General features: G+C 70.6%; 15 protein-coding genes, 2 tRNA genes and 1 pseudogene. 2 read left to right on the plus strand and 16 right to left on the minus strand.

Features of this window, described 5'->3' with window-relative positions; all coding sequences use genetic code 11:
* Positions 1 to 167 precede the first annotated feature (167 nt).
* Positions 168 to 240: transfer RNA gene (locus ABTX78_RS12055), tRNA-Ala, on the minus strand.
* Positions 241 to 362: 122 nt separating this feature from the next.
* Between ABTX78_RS12055 and ABTX78_RS12060 the strand changes: the two are divergent.
* Positions 363 to 1,529 (plus strand): annotated as a pseudogene (locus tag ABTX78_RS12060) (glycosyltransferase 87 family protein); the annotation flags it as partial.
* On the opposite strand, the gene ABTX78_RS12065 reads toward ABTX78_RS12060, so the two are convergent.
* From ABTX78_RS12065 to ABTX78_RS12105, 9 genes are all read right to left on the minus strand, one after another.
* The gene (locus ABTX78_RS12065; RefSeq protein ID WP_030494108.1) at positions 1,510 to 1,743 is read right to left on the minus strand and encodes a hypothetical protein; all 234 of its coding nucleotides are present in this window, start codon (positions 1,741 to 1,743) and stop codon (positions 1,510 to 1,512) included. The pseudogene ABTX78_RS12060 and the gene ABTX78_RS12065 sit on opposite strands and share 20 nt — an antisense overlap.
* Positions 1,744 to 1,981: 238 nt before the next feature.
* Positions 1,982 to 2,143: a hypothetical protein gene (locus ABTX78_RS12070; RefSeq protein WP_352206685.1), complete on the minus strand. Its 162-nt coding sequence runs from the start codon at positions 2,141 to 2,143 to the stop codon at positions 1,982 to 1,984.
* A 279-nt stretch (positions 2,144 to 2,422) separates the two neighbouring features.
* Positions 2,423 to 2,495 (minus strand) — tRNA-Ala (locus ABTX78_RS12075).
* 171 nt (positions 2,496 to 2,666) lie between these two features.
* On the minus strand, positions 2,667 to 3,329 hold the full coding sequence (locus tag ABTX78_RS12080; protein WP_352206847.1) for a histidine phosphatase family protein: 663 nt from the start codon (positions 3,327 to 3,329) through the stop codon (positions 2,667 to 2,669).
* Positions 3,326 to 3,757, minus strand: a complete 432-nt coding sequence (gene rsfS / locus ABTX78_RS12085) for a ribosome silencing factor (protein WP_352206686.1) — start codon at positions 3,755 to 3,757, stop codon at positions 3,326 to 3,328. Before rsfS ends, ABTX78_RS12080 begins: the two co-directional genes overlap by 4 nt.
* A gap of 143 nt (positions 3,758 to 3,900) precedes the next feature.
* Complete coding sequence (locus tag ABTX78_RS12090; protein ID WP_352206687.1) at positions 3,901 to 5,643, minus strand: LCP family protein; 1,743 nt, start codon at positions 5,641 to 5,643, stop codon at positions 3,901 to 3,903.
* 19 nt (positions 5,644 to 5,662) lie between these two features.
* Positions 5,663 to 6,286, minus strand: coding sequence for a nicotinate-nucleotide adenylyltransferase (gene nadD, locus ABTX78_RS12095; protein WP_352206688.1), 624 nt, complete (start codon positions 6,284 to 6,286; stop codon positions 5,663 to 5,665).
* 38 nt (positions 6,287 to 6,324) lie between these two features.
* Positions 6,325 to 6,486, minus strand: a complete 162-nt coding sequence (locus ABTX78_RS12100; protein WP_352206689.1) for a hypothetical protein — start codon at positions 6,484 to 6,486, stop codon at positions 6,325 to 6,327.
* 137 nt (positions 6,487 to 6,623) lie between these two features.
* Positions 6,624 to 6,788: a hypothetical protein gene (locus tag ABTX78_RS12105; protein WP_352206690.1), complete on the minus strand. Its 165-nt coding sequence runs from the start codon at positions 6,786 to 6,788 to the stop codon at positions 6,624 to 6,626.
* Positions 6,789 to 6,916: 128 nt separating this feature from the next.
* On the opposite strand from ABTX78_RS12105, the gene ABTX78_RS12110 reads away from it, so the two are divergent.
* The gene (locus tag ABTX78_RS12110) at positions 6,917 to 8,005 is read left to right on the plus strand and encodes a M48 family metallopeptidase (protein ID WP_352206691.1); all 1,089 of its coding nucleotides are present in this window, start codon (positions 6,917 to 6,919) and stop codon (positions 8,003 to 8,005) included.
* A gap of 447 nt (positions 8,006 to 8,452) precedes the next feature.
* Here ABTX78_RS12110 and ABTX78_RS12115 read toward each other — a convergent pair whose 3' ends face one another.
* The 6 genes from ABTX78_RS12115 to ABTX78_RS12140 all read right to left on the minus strand — a co-directional run bounded on the left by ABTX78_RS12115 (position 8,453) and on the right by ABTX78_RS12140 (position 15,962).
* Entirely contained in the window at positions 8,453 to 9,529 is a 1,077-nt protein-coding gene (locus tag ABTX78_RS12115; RefSeq protein WP_352206692.1) for an SCO2583 family membrane protein, read from the minus strand.
* Between the two features lie 132 nt (positions 9,530 to 9,661).
* On the minus strand, positions 9,662 to 10,261 hold the full coding sequence (locus tag ABTX78_RS12120) for an SCO2584 family spore wall biosynthesis protein (protein ID WP_352206693.1): 600 nt from the start codon (positions 10,259 to 10,261) through the stop codon (positions 9,662 to 9,664).
* A 99-nt stretch (positions 10,262 to 10,360) separates the two neighbouring features.
* Entirely contained in the window at positions 10,361 to 11,653 is a 1,293-nt protein-coding gene (locus ABTX78_RS12125; protein ID WP_352206694.1) for a glutamate-5-semialdehyde dehydrogenase, read from the minus strand.
* Positions 11,654 to 11,908: 255 nt separating this feature from the next.
* Positions 11,909 to 12,439 (minus strand): DUF8830 family protein, encoded by a 531-nt coding sequence (locus tag ABTX78_RS12130; RefSeq protein ID WP_352206695.1) that lies wholly within the window; start codon positions 12,437 to 12,439, stop codon positions 11,909 to 11,911.
* A gap of 132 nt (positions 12,440 to 12,571) precedes the next feature.
* A complete protein-coding gene (gene proB, locus ABTX78_RS12135; protein WP_352206696.1) occupies positions 12,572 to 13,699 on the minus strand; it encodes a glutamate 5-kinase in 1,128 nt (375 codons plus the stop codon).
* A 145-nt stretch (positions 13,700 to 13,844) separates the two neighbouring features.
* Positions 13,845 to 15,962, minus strand: a complete 2,118-nt coding sequence (locus tag ABTX78_RS12140; RefSeq protein ID WP_352206697.1) for a hypothetical protein — start codon at positions 15,960 to 15,962, stop codon at positions 13,845 to 13,847.
* Between the last annotated feature and the right edge of the window lie 3 nt (positions 15,963 to 15,965).

Genomic DNA, 15,965 nt, shown 5'->3' on the forward strand with positions numbered 1-15,965 from the left:
GGACGTGAGCAGGGGTGCGGGTGACCCGATCGGGTCGCCCGCTCCCCTGCTTCGTCACGGGCGCTTCGTCACGCGCGCTTCGTCACCCACGCGGACAAGAAGTCTCGCGCAACAGAAAATCCCGCCGACCGTGACGGTCTGGCGGGATCTTCCGAATGATCGTTCTGTGGAGCTAAGGAGAATTGAACTCCTGACCTCCTGCATGCCATGCAGGCGCTCTACCAACTGAGCTATAGCCCCGTGCGATGTGCCGCCTGATCGAGGGTTTCCCTCGCGGCGACGTCGACAACATTAACGCCCTCCACGGCGCTTCACCAAATCCTTTCCGGTCTGCGCGGATGAGGGCGGTAACGTCCCCCTTCGTGACCGTGATCGCGCTGCTCCGTGCCCGCCGCCACACCCTCACGGCCGCGTCGGTCTGCCTGCTCTCGTTCGCGGCCTTCTGGGCGGCCCAGCGTGCGGCCGGCGTCTCGATGATCGACCTCCTCGTCTACCGGGCCGAGGGGACGGCCGTACGGCAGGGGGCCGACCTCTACGCGCTGCGCGTCACCGAGGCGGGCCTGCCCATGACGTATCCGCCGTTCGCCGCCCTGCTGTTCACCCCGCTCACGCTGGTCGGCGTCCCGGAGATACGCGCTCTGGCCACAGCCGGGAATCTGCTGCTGCTCGTCGCGCTCGCCGCCCTGTCACTGCGCCTCACCCACCCGCACGCCGACCGGCGCACGGGCGCGCTGTGGGTGGCCGCGGCCGCCGTGTGGTGCGAGCCGGTGTGGACGACGCTGCGGTACGGCCAGATCAATCTGCTGCTCGCGGTGGCGGTCCTGTGGGACGTCACCCGCCGTACGGGGTCCCGGTGGGCGGGCGTCGGTATCGGCCTCGCCGCCGCGGTGAAGCTCACACCCGCGCTCTTCGCCGTGTTCGCGCTGATCACAGGGGTGGTTCTGGCCCGCCGGACGGGGTGGAACATGTGGCTCCGGCGGGCGGCGACCGCGGCGGCCGCCTTCTTCGGCGCCACGATCGCGACCGCGCTGCTCCTCCCCCACGACTCGCGGCGCTACTGGACGTCGGCGGTCTTCGCGGCCGGCCGGGTGGGTCATGCCGAGGACACGGCCAACCAGTCGCTTCGCGGGATGCTCTCGCGACTGCTGCACACACCCGATCCGGGGCCGTGGTGGCCCCTGACGGCCGCTCTCGTCACCGTGGCGGGCCTCGCCATGGCCGTGAGCGCCGCACGGCGGGAGAACCACGCCTGCGCCGTCGTCGTCTGCGGGGTGACCGCGCTGCTGATCAGTCCCGTCTCCTGGTCGCACCACTGGGTCTGGTGCGTGCCCCTGGTGCTCGCACTCGCGGCGCGCGGCAGGACGGGATGGGCGGCGACGGTGGGGCTGGTGTTCTGCTCGTACGCGCTGTGGTGGGTGCCGCACGGCGCGCACCGGCCCGAACTCGCCCAGAACGGCGGGCAGATGGCCCTCTCGGCCCTCTACGCGCTGACGGCCGCGGCGGCCGCGGTCACGCTGTGGCGAACGAGTAGAACCGCTTCAGTGTGCAGTGCTCGTCGAGAAGGCGGCCGTAGATCGGCTCGCCTTCCAGTTCCCGGTACGTCTCGATCGGGTCGCCCTTTATGATCAGCGCCCGCGCGCACTCCTCGCACCAGTACTGGTAATCGGGATTGACCGGATCCATGTCCCGGACGATGGGCGTACCACTGCCGCACCAGTCGCATTTACGCCTGTGTGCACCCATCACTCAGCTCCAGCTGTGGCCGCAGGACGTGCACACGTAAGAAACTCCGCCGTTGTCGCCGAGGACCTGGGCAACATGCGCCGATCCGCAGGAAGGGCAGCTGAGGAGAGCGCGTATCTCCGCCGCGGCAAGCAGGTCATCGGCCTCCTTGCTCCTGCTGGCGGACATTGTGCTCCCCTTCCCATCCTGGCCGGTGTCCCCTCCGGCCGTCCGATTCTGCCACGGCATGGCAAGGGGGTCAGCGGCGTTTGCGTACGAGACCGGCCACGGAGCGCAAGATCACCGCGTACGCCGCGTCGTCCTGCCGCACGGCGACGAGTACGCGGGTGCGTGTGGGGCTGTTGGTCCGCCACGAGGCCCGCTCCGGCACCCAGGGCGGCGAGATGCGGAAGCGGGCCACCGTCGCTTCCGTTTCGCGGCAGCGCGGATGTCCGGGGACGACGGCGCGGGGAGCCCGAACGCGCCCGGCACAAGGGCGCTTTGCACAAGTGTCGGCACGAATCGGCGCCGCGTTCACCGGTGCCGGCGACCGGCGCCGGCCAACTGCCCGGTCTTCGCGGGGAGTCCACGGGTGGCGATCACGCCGGGCAGAGATGTGCGCCGGCCGGATGCCCGCGGGCAGTCCGGGGTCTCGGGAAACGCGAAATCCCGCCCCCTGACGAGGACGGGATCCGGATTGTGGAGCTAAGGAGAATTGAACTCCTGACCTCCTGCATGCCATGCAGGCGCTCTACCAACTGAGCTATAGCCCCGCGTGTTCTTCGCGCTCCGCGCTGCGAACAAGAAGAACTTTAGCCTGCGACCTGCCGGAAAGTGAAATCCGGGGGCCGCGGGCCGGGATGCCGGACCGGCGGACCGGTCGTGGCCACGAGGGACCGTCCGCAGGGGGCCGCCCGTGGTCCCCTGCGCCCCTTCGCGGCGCGTCAGTCGTCGTCGCCGAGGACCGGCTCGGGGAGGGTGCCGGCGTTGTGCTCCAGCAGCCGCCAGCCGCGCGCGCCCTCGCCGACCACCGACCAGCAGCAGTTGGAGAGGCCGCCGAGGCTCTCCCAGTGGTGCGACTCCAGGCCCAGCAGCCTGCCGATCGTCGTACGGATCGTGCCGCCGTGGCTGACGACGACCAGGGTGCCGTTCTCCGGGAGCTTCTCCGCGTGATGCAGCACCACGGGAGCGGCCCGGTCGGCCACCTCGGACTCCAGCTCGCCGCCACCGCGGCGCACGGGCTCGCCGCGCTTCCAGGCCGCGTACTGCTCGCCGTACCGGGCGACGATCTCCTCGTGGGTGAGCCCTTGCCAGACACCGGCGTAGGTCTCCCGCAGAGCGGCGTCGTACGAGATGTCGAGGCCGGTGATATCGGCCAGCTCGGCGGCCGTCGCGGCGGCACGCTGGAGGTCCGAGGAGATGATCGCGTCGGGCTTCAGCGAGGCCAGCAGGCGGGCGGCCCGGCGGGCCTGGGCGACACCGTCCTCGGTCAGCTCGATGTCCGTGGTGCCCTGGAAGCGGCGCTCCAGGTTCCACGCGGTCTGACCGTGCCGCCACAGGACGACGCGGCGGCCTGTGCTGCGCTTGCGGGGGTCCGTGCCGTTCAGCTCAGCTCACCATCCGGGTCGCCGGTGAGCCGGGCGTGCTCGTCGGCCTTGCCGCGGGTCTTCAGCGCGTCCTCGGGCAGCGGCAGCTCGGGGCAGTCCTTCCACAGCCGCTCCAGGGCGTAGAAGACACGCTCCTCGCTGTGCTGGACGTGCACCACGATGTCGACGTAGTCGAGAAGGATCCAGCGGGCGTCGCGGTCCCCCTCACGCCGGACCGGCTTCGCCCCGAGCTCCTTGTTCAGCCGCTCCTCGATCTCGTCGACGATCGACTTGACCTGGCGGTCGTTGGGCGCGGAGGCGAGCAGGAAGGCGTCGGTGATCGACAGCACGTCGCTGACGTCGTAGGCGATGATGTCGTGCGCGAGCCGGTCGGCCGCCGCCTGGGCGGCGAGGCTGACGAGCTCGATGGAGCGGTCCGTGGCGGTCACAAGCAGGCTTTCGTCGGCGGTCTGATACCTCACAAGGGTCTCACGGACCACCGACAGCCCACGCCGTGATCATCATGTCGTGATCATCGCGTCACCGCCGGGCGTATCCCGGCAGGCCAGGGCCCCGCCGGAGCGTGCGCGCGTCAGTCCTTCTCGAAGTCCTGGCCGAGGACGACGGTGACGTCGGCGTTCGCCGTGGCGGCGCCCTTCTTCACCGAGCTCTCCGGCAGTCCGAGCGTCTTGGCGACCTCGACGGCCTTGGCCTTCTGCGCCGCGTCCGCGTAGGTGACCGCCGAGGCGGACTCGGTGTCCGCCTTGCCGCTGTCGAGGACCGAGTAGCCGCCGTTGACCAGGGAGATCCGGGCGGTCTCGGTGGCCGAGGTGTCCCCTGTGCCGTTCTTGATGCCGACCCGTACGGCTGCGTCCTTGTCGGGCGCGGTCACCGAGCCGCCCAGGATGTCCTTGACCACGCTGCTGGAGGCCTGCTGCGTGAGCGTGCCGTCCTCCTGGACGGGCAGCAGGGCGGTCTTGTAGTTGCCGCCCTTGGCGCGCTCGGCGAGCTTGGCGAGCGATGCGCCGAGGTCCTTCTCGGTCAGCGACGGGTCGAGGATCTGCGCCAGCGTCTCCACCGTGACGGTCGCGGAGCCCGGCTCGTCGGGGAACTTCTTCAGTACGGCCTGCATCACCTGGCCGAAACGCTGCAACTGCTTGGCCTCGGCCTCGCCGGGTGCCAGGTAGGTGGCGTAGGCGACGGCCGCCCGTCCGTTCAGGGTCTGGTTCTCACCCTTCTTCACGAGCGGCGCCTCGCCCTTCTTGGCGCCGGGGACCTGTGCGTCGGTGGTCAGGTCGATCGTGCCGACCAGCTCCACCAGATTCTCGAGATACGGGGTGTCCAGGCGCCAGGTGCCGGTGATCTTCGCACCGAGCAGGGAGCCGACGGCGTCGCGGGTGCCCGTCGAGCCGTCGTCCTCCACGGACTTGCCGAGCGTGGTGGTGGTCCCGTCGTCGTTGCCGACCGAGAGGGAGTTGGGAAGGAGGACGGTGGTGCCCTGCTTGGTGGTGACGTTGTCGACGAGGAGGGCCGTCGATGTGCCCTGCTTCTTGGTGTTGTGCAGATGCACCACGATGACGTCACGCTTCTGCGGGCCGGCGGCGGCGGTGTTCGCCTTCTCGCCGTCCGAGAGACCGGGGATCTTGCCCGCGTACCAGAGGTAGCCGACGCCGCCCACGACGACGAGCGCGAGGGCGACCGCGAGGGCGACGACGCGGTTGCGGCCGCGGCGCTTGGCCTCCTCGCGCCGCTCGGAGCGGCTCTCGGTGAACTTCAGCCAGTCGATGACATCTTCGGAGTCCTCATCGGGCTCCTCGATGAAGGAGAACTGTTCGGTGCGGTAGTCCCGGTCGTCGTCCGGCCGGCGCTGGCCGGGCACTCCCGGCTCGGGTGCCGCCTCAGGCTCCGGCGCGGGCCTGGCCGGCGACTCGGGGGACGGCTGCTGCTGCGGGACGGTCCACTGCTGGGTGGTGTCGACGGCCGCGGGCTGCTGCCCCGTGTCGTATCCGTAGCCGTGTCCGTCGTAGCCGTAGCCCTGCCCTGCCCGGGTCTGCTGCTGCTGGGGCGCCTGGGCGTAGGGGTCGTACGACTGGGGCTGTGCGGTGCCCTGCTGCTGGTACTCCGCGTACGGGTCGTACCCGTATCCCTGCTCGCCGCCCTGCTGCTGAGCATGATGCTGCTGCGGGGTGTGCTGTTGCTGAGGGTGCTGCGGCTGCTGCTGCGCGTAAGGGTCGTACTGCTGGGGCTGCTGGTAGACCGGCTGCCCGTACTCGTCGTAGCCGATGATCTGCGGCTGCTGGTAGTACGGGTCGTAAGGATTCTGCTGGTCGTTCACCGGTGCCCCTCTCCGTGGCTCATGTGCCGCGGTACAACTGGCGCTTGTCGATGTAGCGCACCACACCGTCCGGCACCAGGTACCAGACCGGATCGCCCTTCACGACTCTCGCACGGCAGTCGGTCGAGGAAATCGCCAGCGCCGGAATCTCCACCAGGGAGACCCCGCCCTCGGGCAGCCCGTCGTCCGTCAGATCGTGCCCCGGCCGGGTCACTCCGATGAAATGGGCGAGCGAGAACAACTCGGAGGCGTCGCGCCACCCGAGGATCTGGGAGAGGGCGTCGGCGCCGGTGATGAAGAACAGGTCCGCGTCGGCGTTGAGATTGCTCAGATCCCGCAGGGTGTCGATCGTGTACGTCGGCCCCGGCCGGTCGATGTCGATCCGGCTCACGGAGAACTGAGGGTTGGACGCCGTGGCGATGACCGTCATGAGGTAGCGGTCCTCGGGCGGGGACACCACCTTGTGACCCTTCTGCCACGGCTGTCCGGTCGGCACGAAGACGACTTCGTCCAGATGGAACAGGGAGGCCACCTCACTGGCGGCCACCAGGTGTCCGTGGTGGATCGGGTCGAAGGTCCCGCCCATGACGCCGAGTCGACGCCTGCCGGAACCGGAACCCGCGGCCACTTCCTGCTCTCCCATGCGTGCAGAGCCTACTGGCACCTCCGGCCGGCCAGGCCTCAGCGGTCGCGGTTGAAGCGGGTGGTGATCCACAGCAGCAGAAGCAGCGCGAGGAAGGCGCCGCCACCGGTGAGGTAGGGACTGAGGCTCTCGTGGTTGCCGCTGTGCTCGGCGCCCTCGGCGAGAGTGACCAGGTTGGCGGCGGTGCTGGCGAGGCTCATCTTCAGCAGGACCCTTATCGATCGGGAGTCGGAGCTCGGGATTCGGAAGAAACAGGGGAACAGCGGGGACGTCGGAAACGGAGCGAAGAGACGTCGAGCACATCGTATGCGGGCCACCCGGGCACGCTCACGCCGACTCAGTCGTTGACCGTGTCGTCGGCGCCGTTTCCGCGGTAGCCGCGCAACAGGAACCAGGCGAGCAGCGCGGCTCCGACGATCGACGCGATCAGGGCCACGCGCAGGGTGTTGCCCAGTCCCTGCTGCCCGGCCGCTGTGGCGAGCAGTGCGGTGGGGTCAGGCATGCGGGGTGCACACCTGACTCCGAAGTTGTCCACAGCCCCCGGCACACGGTAGTCCCAGCACCTACGCTGGGGTCCGTCAGGGGGACGAGCGAACGATTCGCGGACCATCAGGTCAACAGGGGGCTTGAATGACCGAAAGCAATCACGAGAACGTGCCGAGCCGGCAGCGCAAGCGCTTCCCGGGCATCTCTTCTCGGGCGTACGAACATCCCGCGGACCGCTCCGCGCTGGTCGCCCTGCGCAAGCTGAGCGGCTTCGACACCGTCTTCAAGGCACTGAGCGGACTTCTGCCGGAGCGCAGCCTGCGGCTGCTGTTCCTCTCCGACTCGGTGCGGGTGAGCGACGCCCAGTTCGCCCACCTCAACACGATGCTGCGGGACGCCTGCTACATCCTGGACCTGGAGAAGGTCCCGGCGATGTATGTGGCACAGGACCCGAAGCCCAATGCCATGTGCATCGGACTGGACGAGCCGATCATCGTGGTGACCACCGGTCTGGTGGAACTGCTGGACGAGGAGGAGATGCGGGCGGTCGTGGGCCACGAGGTGGGCCATGCCCTCTCCGGCCACTCCGTGTACCGCACGATCCTGCTGTTCCTCACGGGTCTGGCACTGAAGGTCGCGTGGATCCCGCTCGGCAATGTGGCGATCATGGCGATCGTGACCGCGCTGCGCGAATGGTTCCGCAAGTCGGAGCTGTCCGCCGACCGCGCGGGACTGCTGGTCGGCCAGGACCTTCAGGCGTCGATGCGCGGCCTGATGAAGATCGCCGGTGGCAACCATCTGCACGAGATGAACGTCGACGCGTTCCTCCAGCAGGCCGAGGAGTACGAGGCGGGCGGCGACCTGCGCGACTCCGTGCTCAAGATTCTGAATGTGCTGCCCCGGTCGCACCCCTTCACCACGGTCCGCGCGGCCGAGCTGAAGAAGTGGGCCGAGAGCCGCGACTACCAGCGGATCATGGACGGCCACTACACGCGGCGCGACGAGGACAAGGACACCTCGGTCACCGACTCGTTCCGTGAGTCCGCTTCGCACTACGCGGACACGGTGCGCACGAGCAAGGATCCGCTGATGAAGCTGGTCGGCGACATAGCCGGCGGCGCGGGTGACCTGGGCGGGAAGCTCCGCGACAAGTTCACCGGGGCGAACGGCTCGGGCGGCGGCTCGGGTTCGAGCGGCACCAAGGACACCGGCACCGGCGGCACCGGGGCCTGAGCCGCAGTCGGAGTCGGAGTCGGAGTCGGCCGAGGGGGGCACCGGGGTCGCGCGAGCGGGGTGCCGGGGGCGAGGGCCGGGGCGGACGGGCACCGGGCCGGAGCAGGGACCGGCGTCCGGACCTGTCTCCGCAGACGGGCCCGCGCCCCGGCGGGCCCTTGGACGGATACCTGGAGCCGGTGCCCGGAGCCGGTGCCTGGAGTCGAGCCCTGGAGAGCGGGCGCCTAAAGCCCGATACCTGTGCCGTGTCGGCCCTTAGAGCCGGTGCCCGGAGTCGAGCCGGCCCCATGAGCCGGCCGCCTGGAACCCGGCCGGTACCCGGAGCCGTGCGGCCCCGGAGAGCGGGTGCCTCGGCCGGTACCCGGGCCGGTACCTGGAGCCCAGTCGGCCCTCGGAACCCGTCGTGCGGCCGCAGCCCTCTCACTGCCCGGGGCGGGCTGCACGCCCTCAGGGGGTGGGCTGGGCGCTCGGTGACAGGGAGCCGCACAGGGCCGTAGTGGTCTGGCCCGTCGCGTACGGGTCCGTGCCCGCCGGGACGCCAGCGGTGGCCCGCTGTCCGGCGAGCAGCGGCCTCAGCGTGCCGGAGACGTCGTCCGAGCAGGCCTGCGGTCCCGCCTGGACGGAGCTGACCATCAGCTCCGCGCGGTGCTGACGCAGGTCGTCACGGTCGAAGCGCAGGCGCAGCTCGCGGCGGACGGTGAACAGCGAGGCCTCGCCGGCCTTCGCGCCGTTCGCCACCGCCGGGCGCAGCGCGTAGGCGAAGGTGTGGTCCGACGTCACCTCCAGGGCGTCGGGTCCCACCTCGGCTATCCGCAGAGTGCCCCGGACCCGCACCTCGGGGTCGGCCAGGGCGACCTTCGCCGGGTCGAAGCGCACCAGCCAGCCGGTGGCGGCGTGGTGGCCGTCGGCGACCGGCGTGGACATGCTCCGGTCGAACTGCACCTGCTGGTCGGGGTCGAGCAGCAGTCGCACCGGTCGCACCGCGCCGCCCGTCAGGACGTCGGGATCCAGCGAGGACTGCACCAGGTAGTCCTTCGCGATGGTCAGCGCGCTCATCACCTGGCTCTCCGAGAAGTTTCTGGTGGGCCTGGCTCCCGGGAAGTTGATGCCGGAGGCGCCGACGCGGAAGTGCGCGGCGGGGCTGCGGGCGAAGAGCTGCGCGGGGTCGCCCCCGGGGACCGGCCCCTGGGGCGCGAGCGGGATGACGGCGATGCGCAGGGGCTCGGCCTGCTTCGTCGCGGGCGTTTGATACGGATGCCGCACGCCCAGGTAGACGGCGGTTCCGAAGGCGATGGCGACCAGAAGGAGGAGCACCAGGAACTGTTTGGAGCCGCTTCTGCGCGACCAGCCGGGCAGGCTGCGCACAGCGCGTGCGTGATCGGCCATCCGCTCCTGCGCGGAGTACTCCTGAAGCCGCGCAGCTCGTACGAACGATTCGTCGAAGACGACGGACCGGTACTCGTCCTCTCCACCGCCGGGGCGCCCCTCGGGTGTCCCCTCGGGCGGGTCTCCGCGACCAGCCATACTTTCAGGGTAGGTCTGCCGGGCCGTCAGTAAACGCGCTGCCGCTCGACAAACCATGACGAGTTCCCACTCGACCGTTCAGGTGACCACCCCGGGTGATCAGCCGCTGGTCAGCGGCTGGTCAGCGGCTGGTCAGGGAGTGCGGGGACCGGCGGACACCCCGGGCACCGAATATTCGGCGGAGGCGGACGGGCTGCCTACGCGGTCCCCGACGGAGCCGTTCGACGGGGTCGCGTCGACGCCGGTCGTGGCGGGCGGAGGAACCTGGTCCTGGCGGTTGCCCGAGGCGCCCCGGTAGACGGCCGTGAAGGCGAGGGCGACCATCCCTATGCCCATCAGCAGCGCGAGGAGCCAGGCGACCGGACGGTGCCAGCGGGCGCTGCCCCGGTAGGGGCGCAGGGCCCCTCCGTGTCTGCCGTAGGGGCCGGTCTCCTCGTCGAAGTCTCGGGCGTCGTCGTCGTAGCCGTACTCACGGCTGTAGGGGCTGTACCCGTCGTCGTAGAACTCTTCGTCGGGATGGCCCATCCCCGATCCGGCGCGGGCGGCCTCTGCCTCGGCGCGGGCCTGGGCGGCGGCCAGAAGCCGCTCGACGGCGGTTGGTTCATGGATCTGCGCGCCCCTGACGAAGTCCTCGTCGAACACCACGGAGGCGAAGTCCTCGTCCGCGCCTCCGCGGTCGTCGTCGGGCTCCCAGCCGTCCGGGAACGGCCTGCCCCCCACGTCGTCCGGCACGGAATCAGAGTAGACCTGGCCGGTCGGTTTGGGCAGGCGGAAGGGAAAGGTTCCCCACCGCGGGGACGCACCGCCCGGGCGACGACAGACCGCTTCCGATTACCGCGTGTGACCGTCTCCGGTGACGATGTACTTGGTCGAGGTCAGCTCCGGAAGCCCCATCGGGCCGCGGGCGTGCAGTTTCTGGGTGGAGATGCCGATCTCCGCGCCGAAGCCGAACTGGCCACCGTCCGTGAACCGGGTGGACGCGTTCACGGCGACCGTCGTCGAGTCGACCAACTGGGTGAACCGGCGTGCGGCGGCCTGCGAGGTGGTCACGATCGCCTCGGTGTGCCCGGAGGACCACAGCCGGATGTGCCCGACGGCCGCGTCCAGGGAGTCGACGACCGCCGCCGCGATGTCGTACGAGAGGTACTCGGTCTCCCAGTCCTCGGTCGTCGCGGGCACCACCTTGGCCTTGGTGACGTCGGCGTACTCCAGCACCCGGTCGTCCCCGTGCACGGTCACGCCCGCCTCGGCCAGCGCCTCCAGGGCGCGGGGCAGAAAGGCGTCCGCGACGTCCTGGTGGACCAGGAGGGTCTCGGCGGCGTTGCAGACGCTCGGCCGCTGCGCCTTGGAGTTGATGAGGATGTCGACGGCCATGTCGAGGTCGGTCTCGGCGTCCACGTACACATGGCAGTTGCCGGTTCCGGTCTCGATGACGGGGACCGTGGACTCCTCGACGACGGTACGGATCAGACCGGCGCCCCCGCGCGGGATCAGCACGTCCACCAGACCGCGGGCCCGCATCAACTCCGTGACGGAGTCGCGTGATGCGCCGGGCACGAGCTGCACCGCGTCGGCGGGCAGCCCCGAGCCGCCGACCGCGTCCCGCAGGACGCGCACCAGCGCGGTGTTGGAGGAGATGGCGGAGGACGAGCCTCGCAGCAGGACGGCGTTGCCGGACTTGAGGCAGAGGGCGGCGGCGTCGACGGTGACGTTGGGCCGGGCCTCGTAGATGATCCCGACGACTCCCAGGGGGACGCGGACCTGACGCAGGTCGATGCCGTTGGGCAGGGTCGAGCCGCGGACCACCTCGCCGACGGGGTCGGGCAGCGCCGCGACATCGCGTACGTCGGCGGCGATCGCGCGCACCCGCTCGGGGGTGAGGGTGAGCCGGTCGATGACCGACTCGGCGGTGCCGGCCTCGCGGGCGCGGGCGACGTCCTCCGCGTTGGCCTCGACGATCTCGGCGGTCCTCACCTCGAGGGCGTCCGCGATCGCCAGCAGCGCGTCGTCCTTCGCCGAACGCGGCAGCGGGGCGAGGTCGGCGGCGGCGCCGCGTGCCCGGTAGGCGGTCTTGGCGACCGGGGAGAGGTTGTCGTACGGCGAGAGCGGCGAGGACGTCGTCATACCCGCAGGGTAGTGCGCCCGCCGTCGCCGTCCGGCACGTATTCCGCACTGCGAGACAGAACGTCCGAAACCCCGTACGGCCCGGCACGGAGCACGGCCCCGAGCCGTGTGGGCCCGGAGCCTGCCGTCCCCGCGGTGTGCGAGGCCCGGATCCCGGCGCACCGTGTCCCGGGCACGCACCGCATCCCGGCACGCACCCGCCACCCTCATGCACCCGCCGTCGCACCGCGCCCTGACCGGCACGGTCGGGAAGCATCAGAAGGGATGGACCCCCACCGGGGCAGCCGGCGGCGGGCCGTAGCCTTCCGCGATCCGCTGGTGGTAGGTCTGGCGGTCGATGACCTCCAGGCCGACGATCTCCCACGGTGGCAGCCTGGCGCTCGACCGGTGCTCGCCCCACAGCCGCAGCGCCACCGCGGCGGCGTCGTGCAGGTCCCGCGCCTCCTCCCAGTAGCGGATCTCGGCGTGGTCGTTGGCGTAGCGGCTGGTCAGCAGGAACGGATGGTCGTGCGCGAGCTGTTCGAGACCGCGTCGGACCTCCTTCAGCGGGGCTTCCGCACCCGAGACGCTGAGGGTGATGTGCCACAGCTTCGACTGCTCGCGGTCCTCGGCCCGGGAGTCCGACTCCGCCTGCGGGCCGGCGGACAGCTCCGCCGTCTCCTCGGCGTCGTCGAAGTCGGCGCCCGCCTCGACGCTCGTCAGGGTCCGTTCCTCGCCCACAGCCCTCCGGGCATGGGGGACGCCCCCGGTCCCTCGGGGCACATCCCCTGGGCGCGCTCGTCTCACGGGCGGCCTCCTGTTGCATGTGTCGTCCTGCAGTACCCCGTCATTCCCCCGCAACAAAGTTGACCAGTCCCGGGCGGAACGTGGGGCCCTTTTGGTGAAGGTCTCTGCCGGATGGCTGGACTTTCAGCCGTTTCAGGGGTGCAGGACGACCAGATCGTCCCTGTGTACGACTTCTCTCTCGTATGCCGGACCGAGCTCTCTCGCGAGTTCGCGGGTGGACCGGCCGAGGAGCTGGGGGATCTCCTTGGCGTCGAAGTTGACCAGTCCGCGGGCCACGGCACGGCCCTCGGCGTCCCGCAGTTCGACCGGGTCCCCGGCGCTGAACTCGCCCTCGACGGCGGCGATTCCGGCCGGCAGAAGGGACTTCCTGCCGTGCACGACGGCCGTGACCGCGCCGTCGTCCAGGATCAGGGCGCCCTGCGGGGTCGAGGCGTGGGCGAGCCAGAGCAGCCGGTCCGCCGAGCGTCGCCCGGTGCTGTGGAAGTACGTCCCGGTGCCGCGGCCCGCGAGGGCGTCCGCGGCCCGGACGGCGGACGTGAGGACGACGGGGACCCCGGCCGCCGCGGCGATCCTCGCCGCCTCGACCTTGGTGACCATGCCGCCCGTGCCCACCCCGGCCTTGCCGGCCGAGCCGATCTGGACGTGCTCGATGTCGGCGGGGCCGTGCACCTCGTCGATGCGCGCGGTGCCGGGCCGGGAGGGGTCTCCGTCGTAGAGACCCTCGACGTCCGACAGGAGCACGAGCAGGTCGGCGCGGACGAGATGGGCGACGAGTGCGGCGAGGCGGTCGTTGTCGCCGAAGCGGATCTCGTCGGTGGCGACGGTGTCGTTCTCGTTGACCACCGGGACGGCGCCCATGGCGAGAAGCTGGTCCAGGGTGCGGTAGGCGTTGCGGTAATGGGCTCGCCTGCTGGTGTCGTCGCTGGTGAGCAGCACCTGCCCGACGCGTACGCCGTAGCGCGCGAAGGAGGCGGTGTAGCGGGCGACCAGCAGTCCCTGGCCGACGCTGGCGGCCGCCTGCTGGCGCGCCAGGTCCTTGGGACGGCGGACGAGACCCAGGGGCGCGAGGCCGGCAGCGATGGCTCCGGAGGAGACCAGCACGATCTCCTTCTCGCCCGCGCCGCGGACCGTGGCGAGCACGTCGACGAGCGCGTCGACGCGGTCGGCGTCCAGTCCGCCGGACGCGGTGGTCAGCGAGGACGAACCGACCTTGACGACGATTCTGCGGGCCTGCGTTACCTGTTGTCTTGCCACTGTCACACGCCGAATCTATGTCAGGCCTCGCGAGGGGTGCCTGTCCATTTCACCCGCTGGACAGGCGCCGGGACCGCCGGCGGGCCGGTGAACGCGCGGAGCCCGTACGGCGTGGTGCCGTACGGGCTCCGCGGACGGATCGTGCGCGGCGTCAGCGCACCACGGACGCCTCGGACGCCTCGGTGTCGACGGACTCGCTGTCGGAGTCCGACTCACGGTCGAGTTCGCCCAGCAGCTGTCCTCCGATGCGCTGCTCCACCCCGAGGTTGCGCGCCTCCGCGCCGGCCTGGAGCGTGCGCAGCGCGGAGTTGAAGCGCTGCATGGAGGTGGGGTGGTCGGGGCCGAGGAGGTACTCCTTCAGCTCCTGGCGGGCACCCGCCAGCAGGTCGAACTCGGGGGACGTCACGGCGTCCAGGAGTTCATTGAGCTCCTCCGCGCTGTTGGAGAGGATCACGGCGGCCCGGGCGGCGGTGTTCTGCCGCTTGAACTCGTCGACGCCCAGCTCGGCGGAGTCGGTGACGGCATAGGGCTTGCCGCTCGCCATGAAGTCCGAGACCACGCTGGAGATGTCGGAGACCATCGCGTCGGCCTCGTTGAAGCAGTCGTACAGCTTCGGCTCGGAGCCGGTGACGACGCGGTGCTCCCACCAGCCGAAGGAGCGCCAGTAGGCGTCGTTCCACTCGGCGCGCAGCCGCTTGATCTCTTCGAGGCGTACCGGGTCGGCGAGCGAGACCCGGGACACCTCCGACTCGTCCCCGCCGGCCCGGCCGGGCTTGGCGAGGCTGTTCAACTCGGCGGCGATGCGGGTCAGATCGGCCTGGGCCGCGGCGTGCTCCGACTTGGCGTCGGCGGCCTGCGCCGCCCAGCGGGGGTCGGTGGCGCGCTCGACGGCGGCGGCCCGCACCATCGCGGTGATCCGCTCGTGGACGGCCCTGGCCTTCTTGTTGCGGATGCCGGTGAAGGGATGCGGCTTGTAGACGACGCGTACCGGCTTCTCGGCCTCCAGCAGACGGCGGACGATGTTCTCGCCGGCGAGCAGCAGGGAGGTGTTGCCCGGGTTGTCGTCCCAGCCCTCCCAGGTGGGGGCGTACAGAACGGTCGGGATGGGGTTCCTGGCCGCGCCGGTCCAGCTCTGGATGGGGGCCAGTTGCGGGCGCCCGACCTCGACGATGTCCTCGTCGCGCACGCCGACGTCGGCGAGTGCGTACCGGTCGCGGCCGGCGCGGCCGGCCGTCCAGACCTCGTCGTACACCTTGCTGAACGGGTTGACGCTGGCCAGCTTGTCGCTGTCGCCGTGTCCGATGAAGACGTGCTTCATGGTGGGGACGCGCAGCAGGTGGATGTTCTTGCCGACGTTGGCCGGGTAGAGCGCGACGCGGACCGTGGAGAGGTCCAGGTTCATCAGATGCATACCGCCGGGGACGCAGATGACCGGGACGGCGGTCACGTTGAGCTTGGAGACCAGGCTGCGCTCGCGCATGAGGATCAGCGGCCGGCCGTCGACCTGCTCCATCGTGTCGAGCCACATGTTGATCTGGTACGCGGACTCGTCCGAGCCGGAGAAGTACAGGACGACCGTGGGGCGGTACTCGAGCAGCCAGGCGCTCACGGCCTTGAGCACGGCGGGGGCGCCGGGGACTCGGCGGTGGCGGCGCAGGTAGGGCGCGAGCGCCGCGGTGTAGAGCACGCCGAGGAGCAGGGTGGCGGCGACGCCCGCGTAGCCGATGGCGTCCTTGCCGGACACGGCCGCGATCAGCACACCGGCCATGGCGGGGATGTCGAGGTGGAGCATCTTCTCGCCGGAGCGGCGCAGGAGCGCCTTCGGCGGGGCGTCCGGGATGCGTACGGTGCCCAGGTCGACGTTGCGCGTGACGACCGGCATCGTGCGGCGCAGGCGGATCAGCGTCGCGAGAGCTCCGTGGGGCGCCTGGAGGCCGTAGAAGATGAGGAAACCGGCGATGGCGGTGTAGAAGAGCGGGGTCTCCGCGAGGCCCTCACGGGCGAGCAGCAGGACCAGCAGCAACTGGCGCAGCAGGAAGCGGATCGGCAGGCCGACCCGGACCTTGCTGAGGCGGTTGACCAGGTAGCTGCCCTTCTGGTGCAGATACCAGTCCGCCGCGTAGGTCACGGCACCCGCGACCGCGAAGAGCCAGATGCTCGGGACGAGAGCCGCGAGCATGACGCACGGATAGGCGAGTCCCATCAGAGCTGCCGCGGCCAGCTCTGACCTGCTGCCCACGCGTGCCAGACGAATGGCGGTCGAAATCACGAA

This window comes from Streptomyces sp. NPDC096193, from assembly GCF_040302905.1.
Classification (GTDB): Bacteria; Actinomycetota; Actinomycetes; order Streptomycetales; family Streptomycetaceae; genus Streptomyces.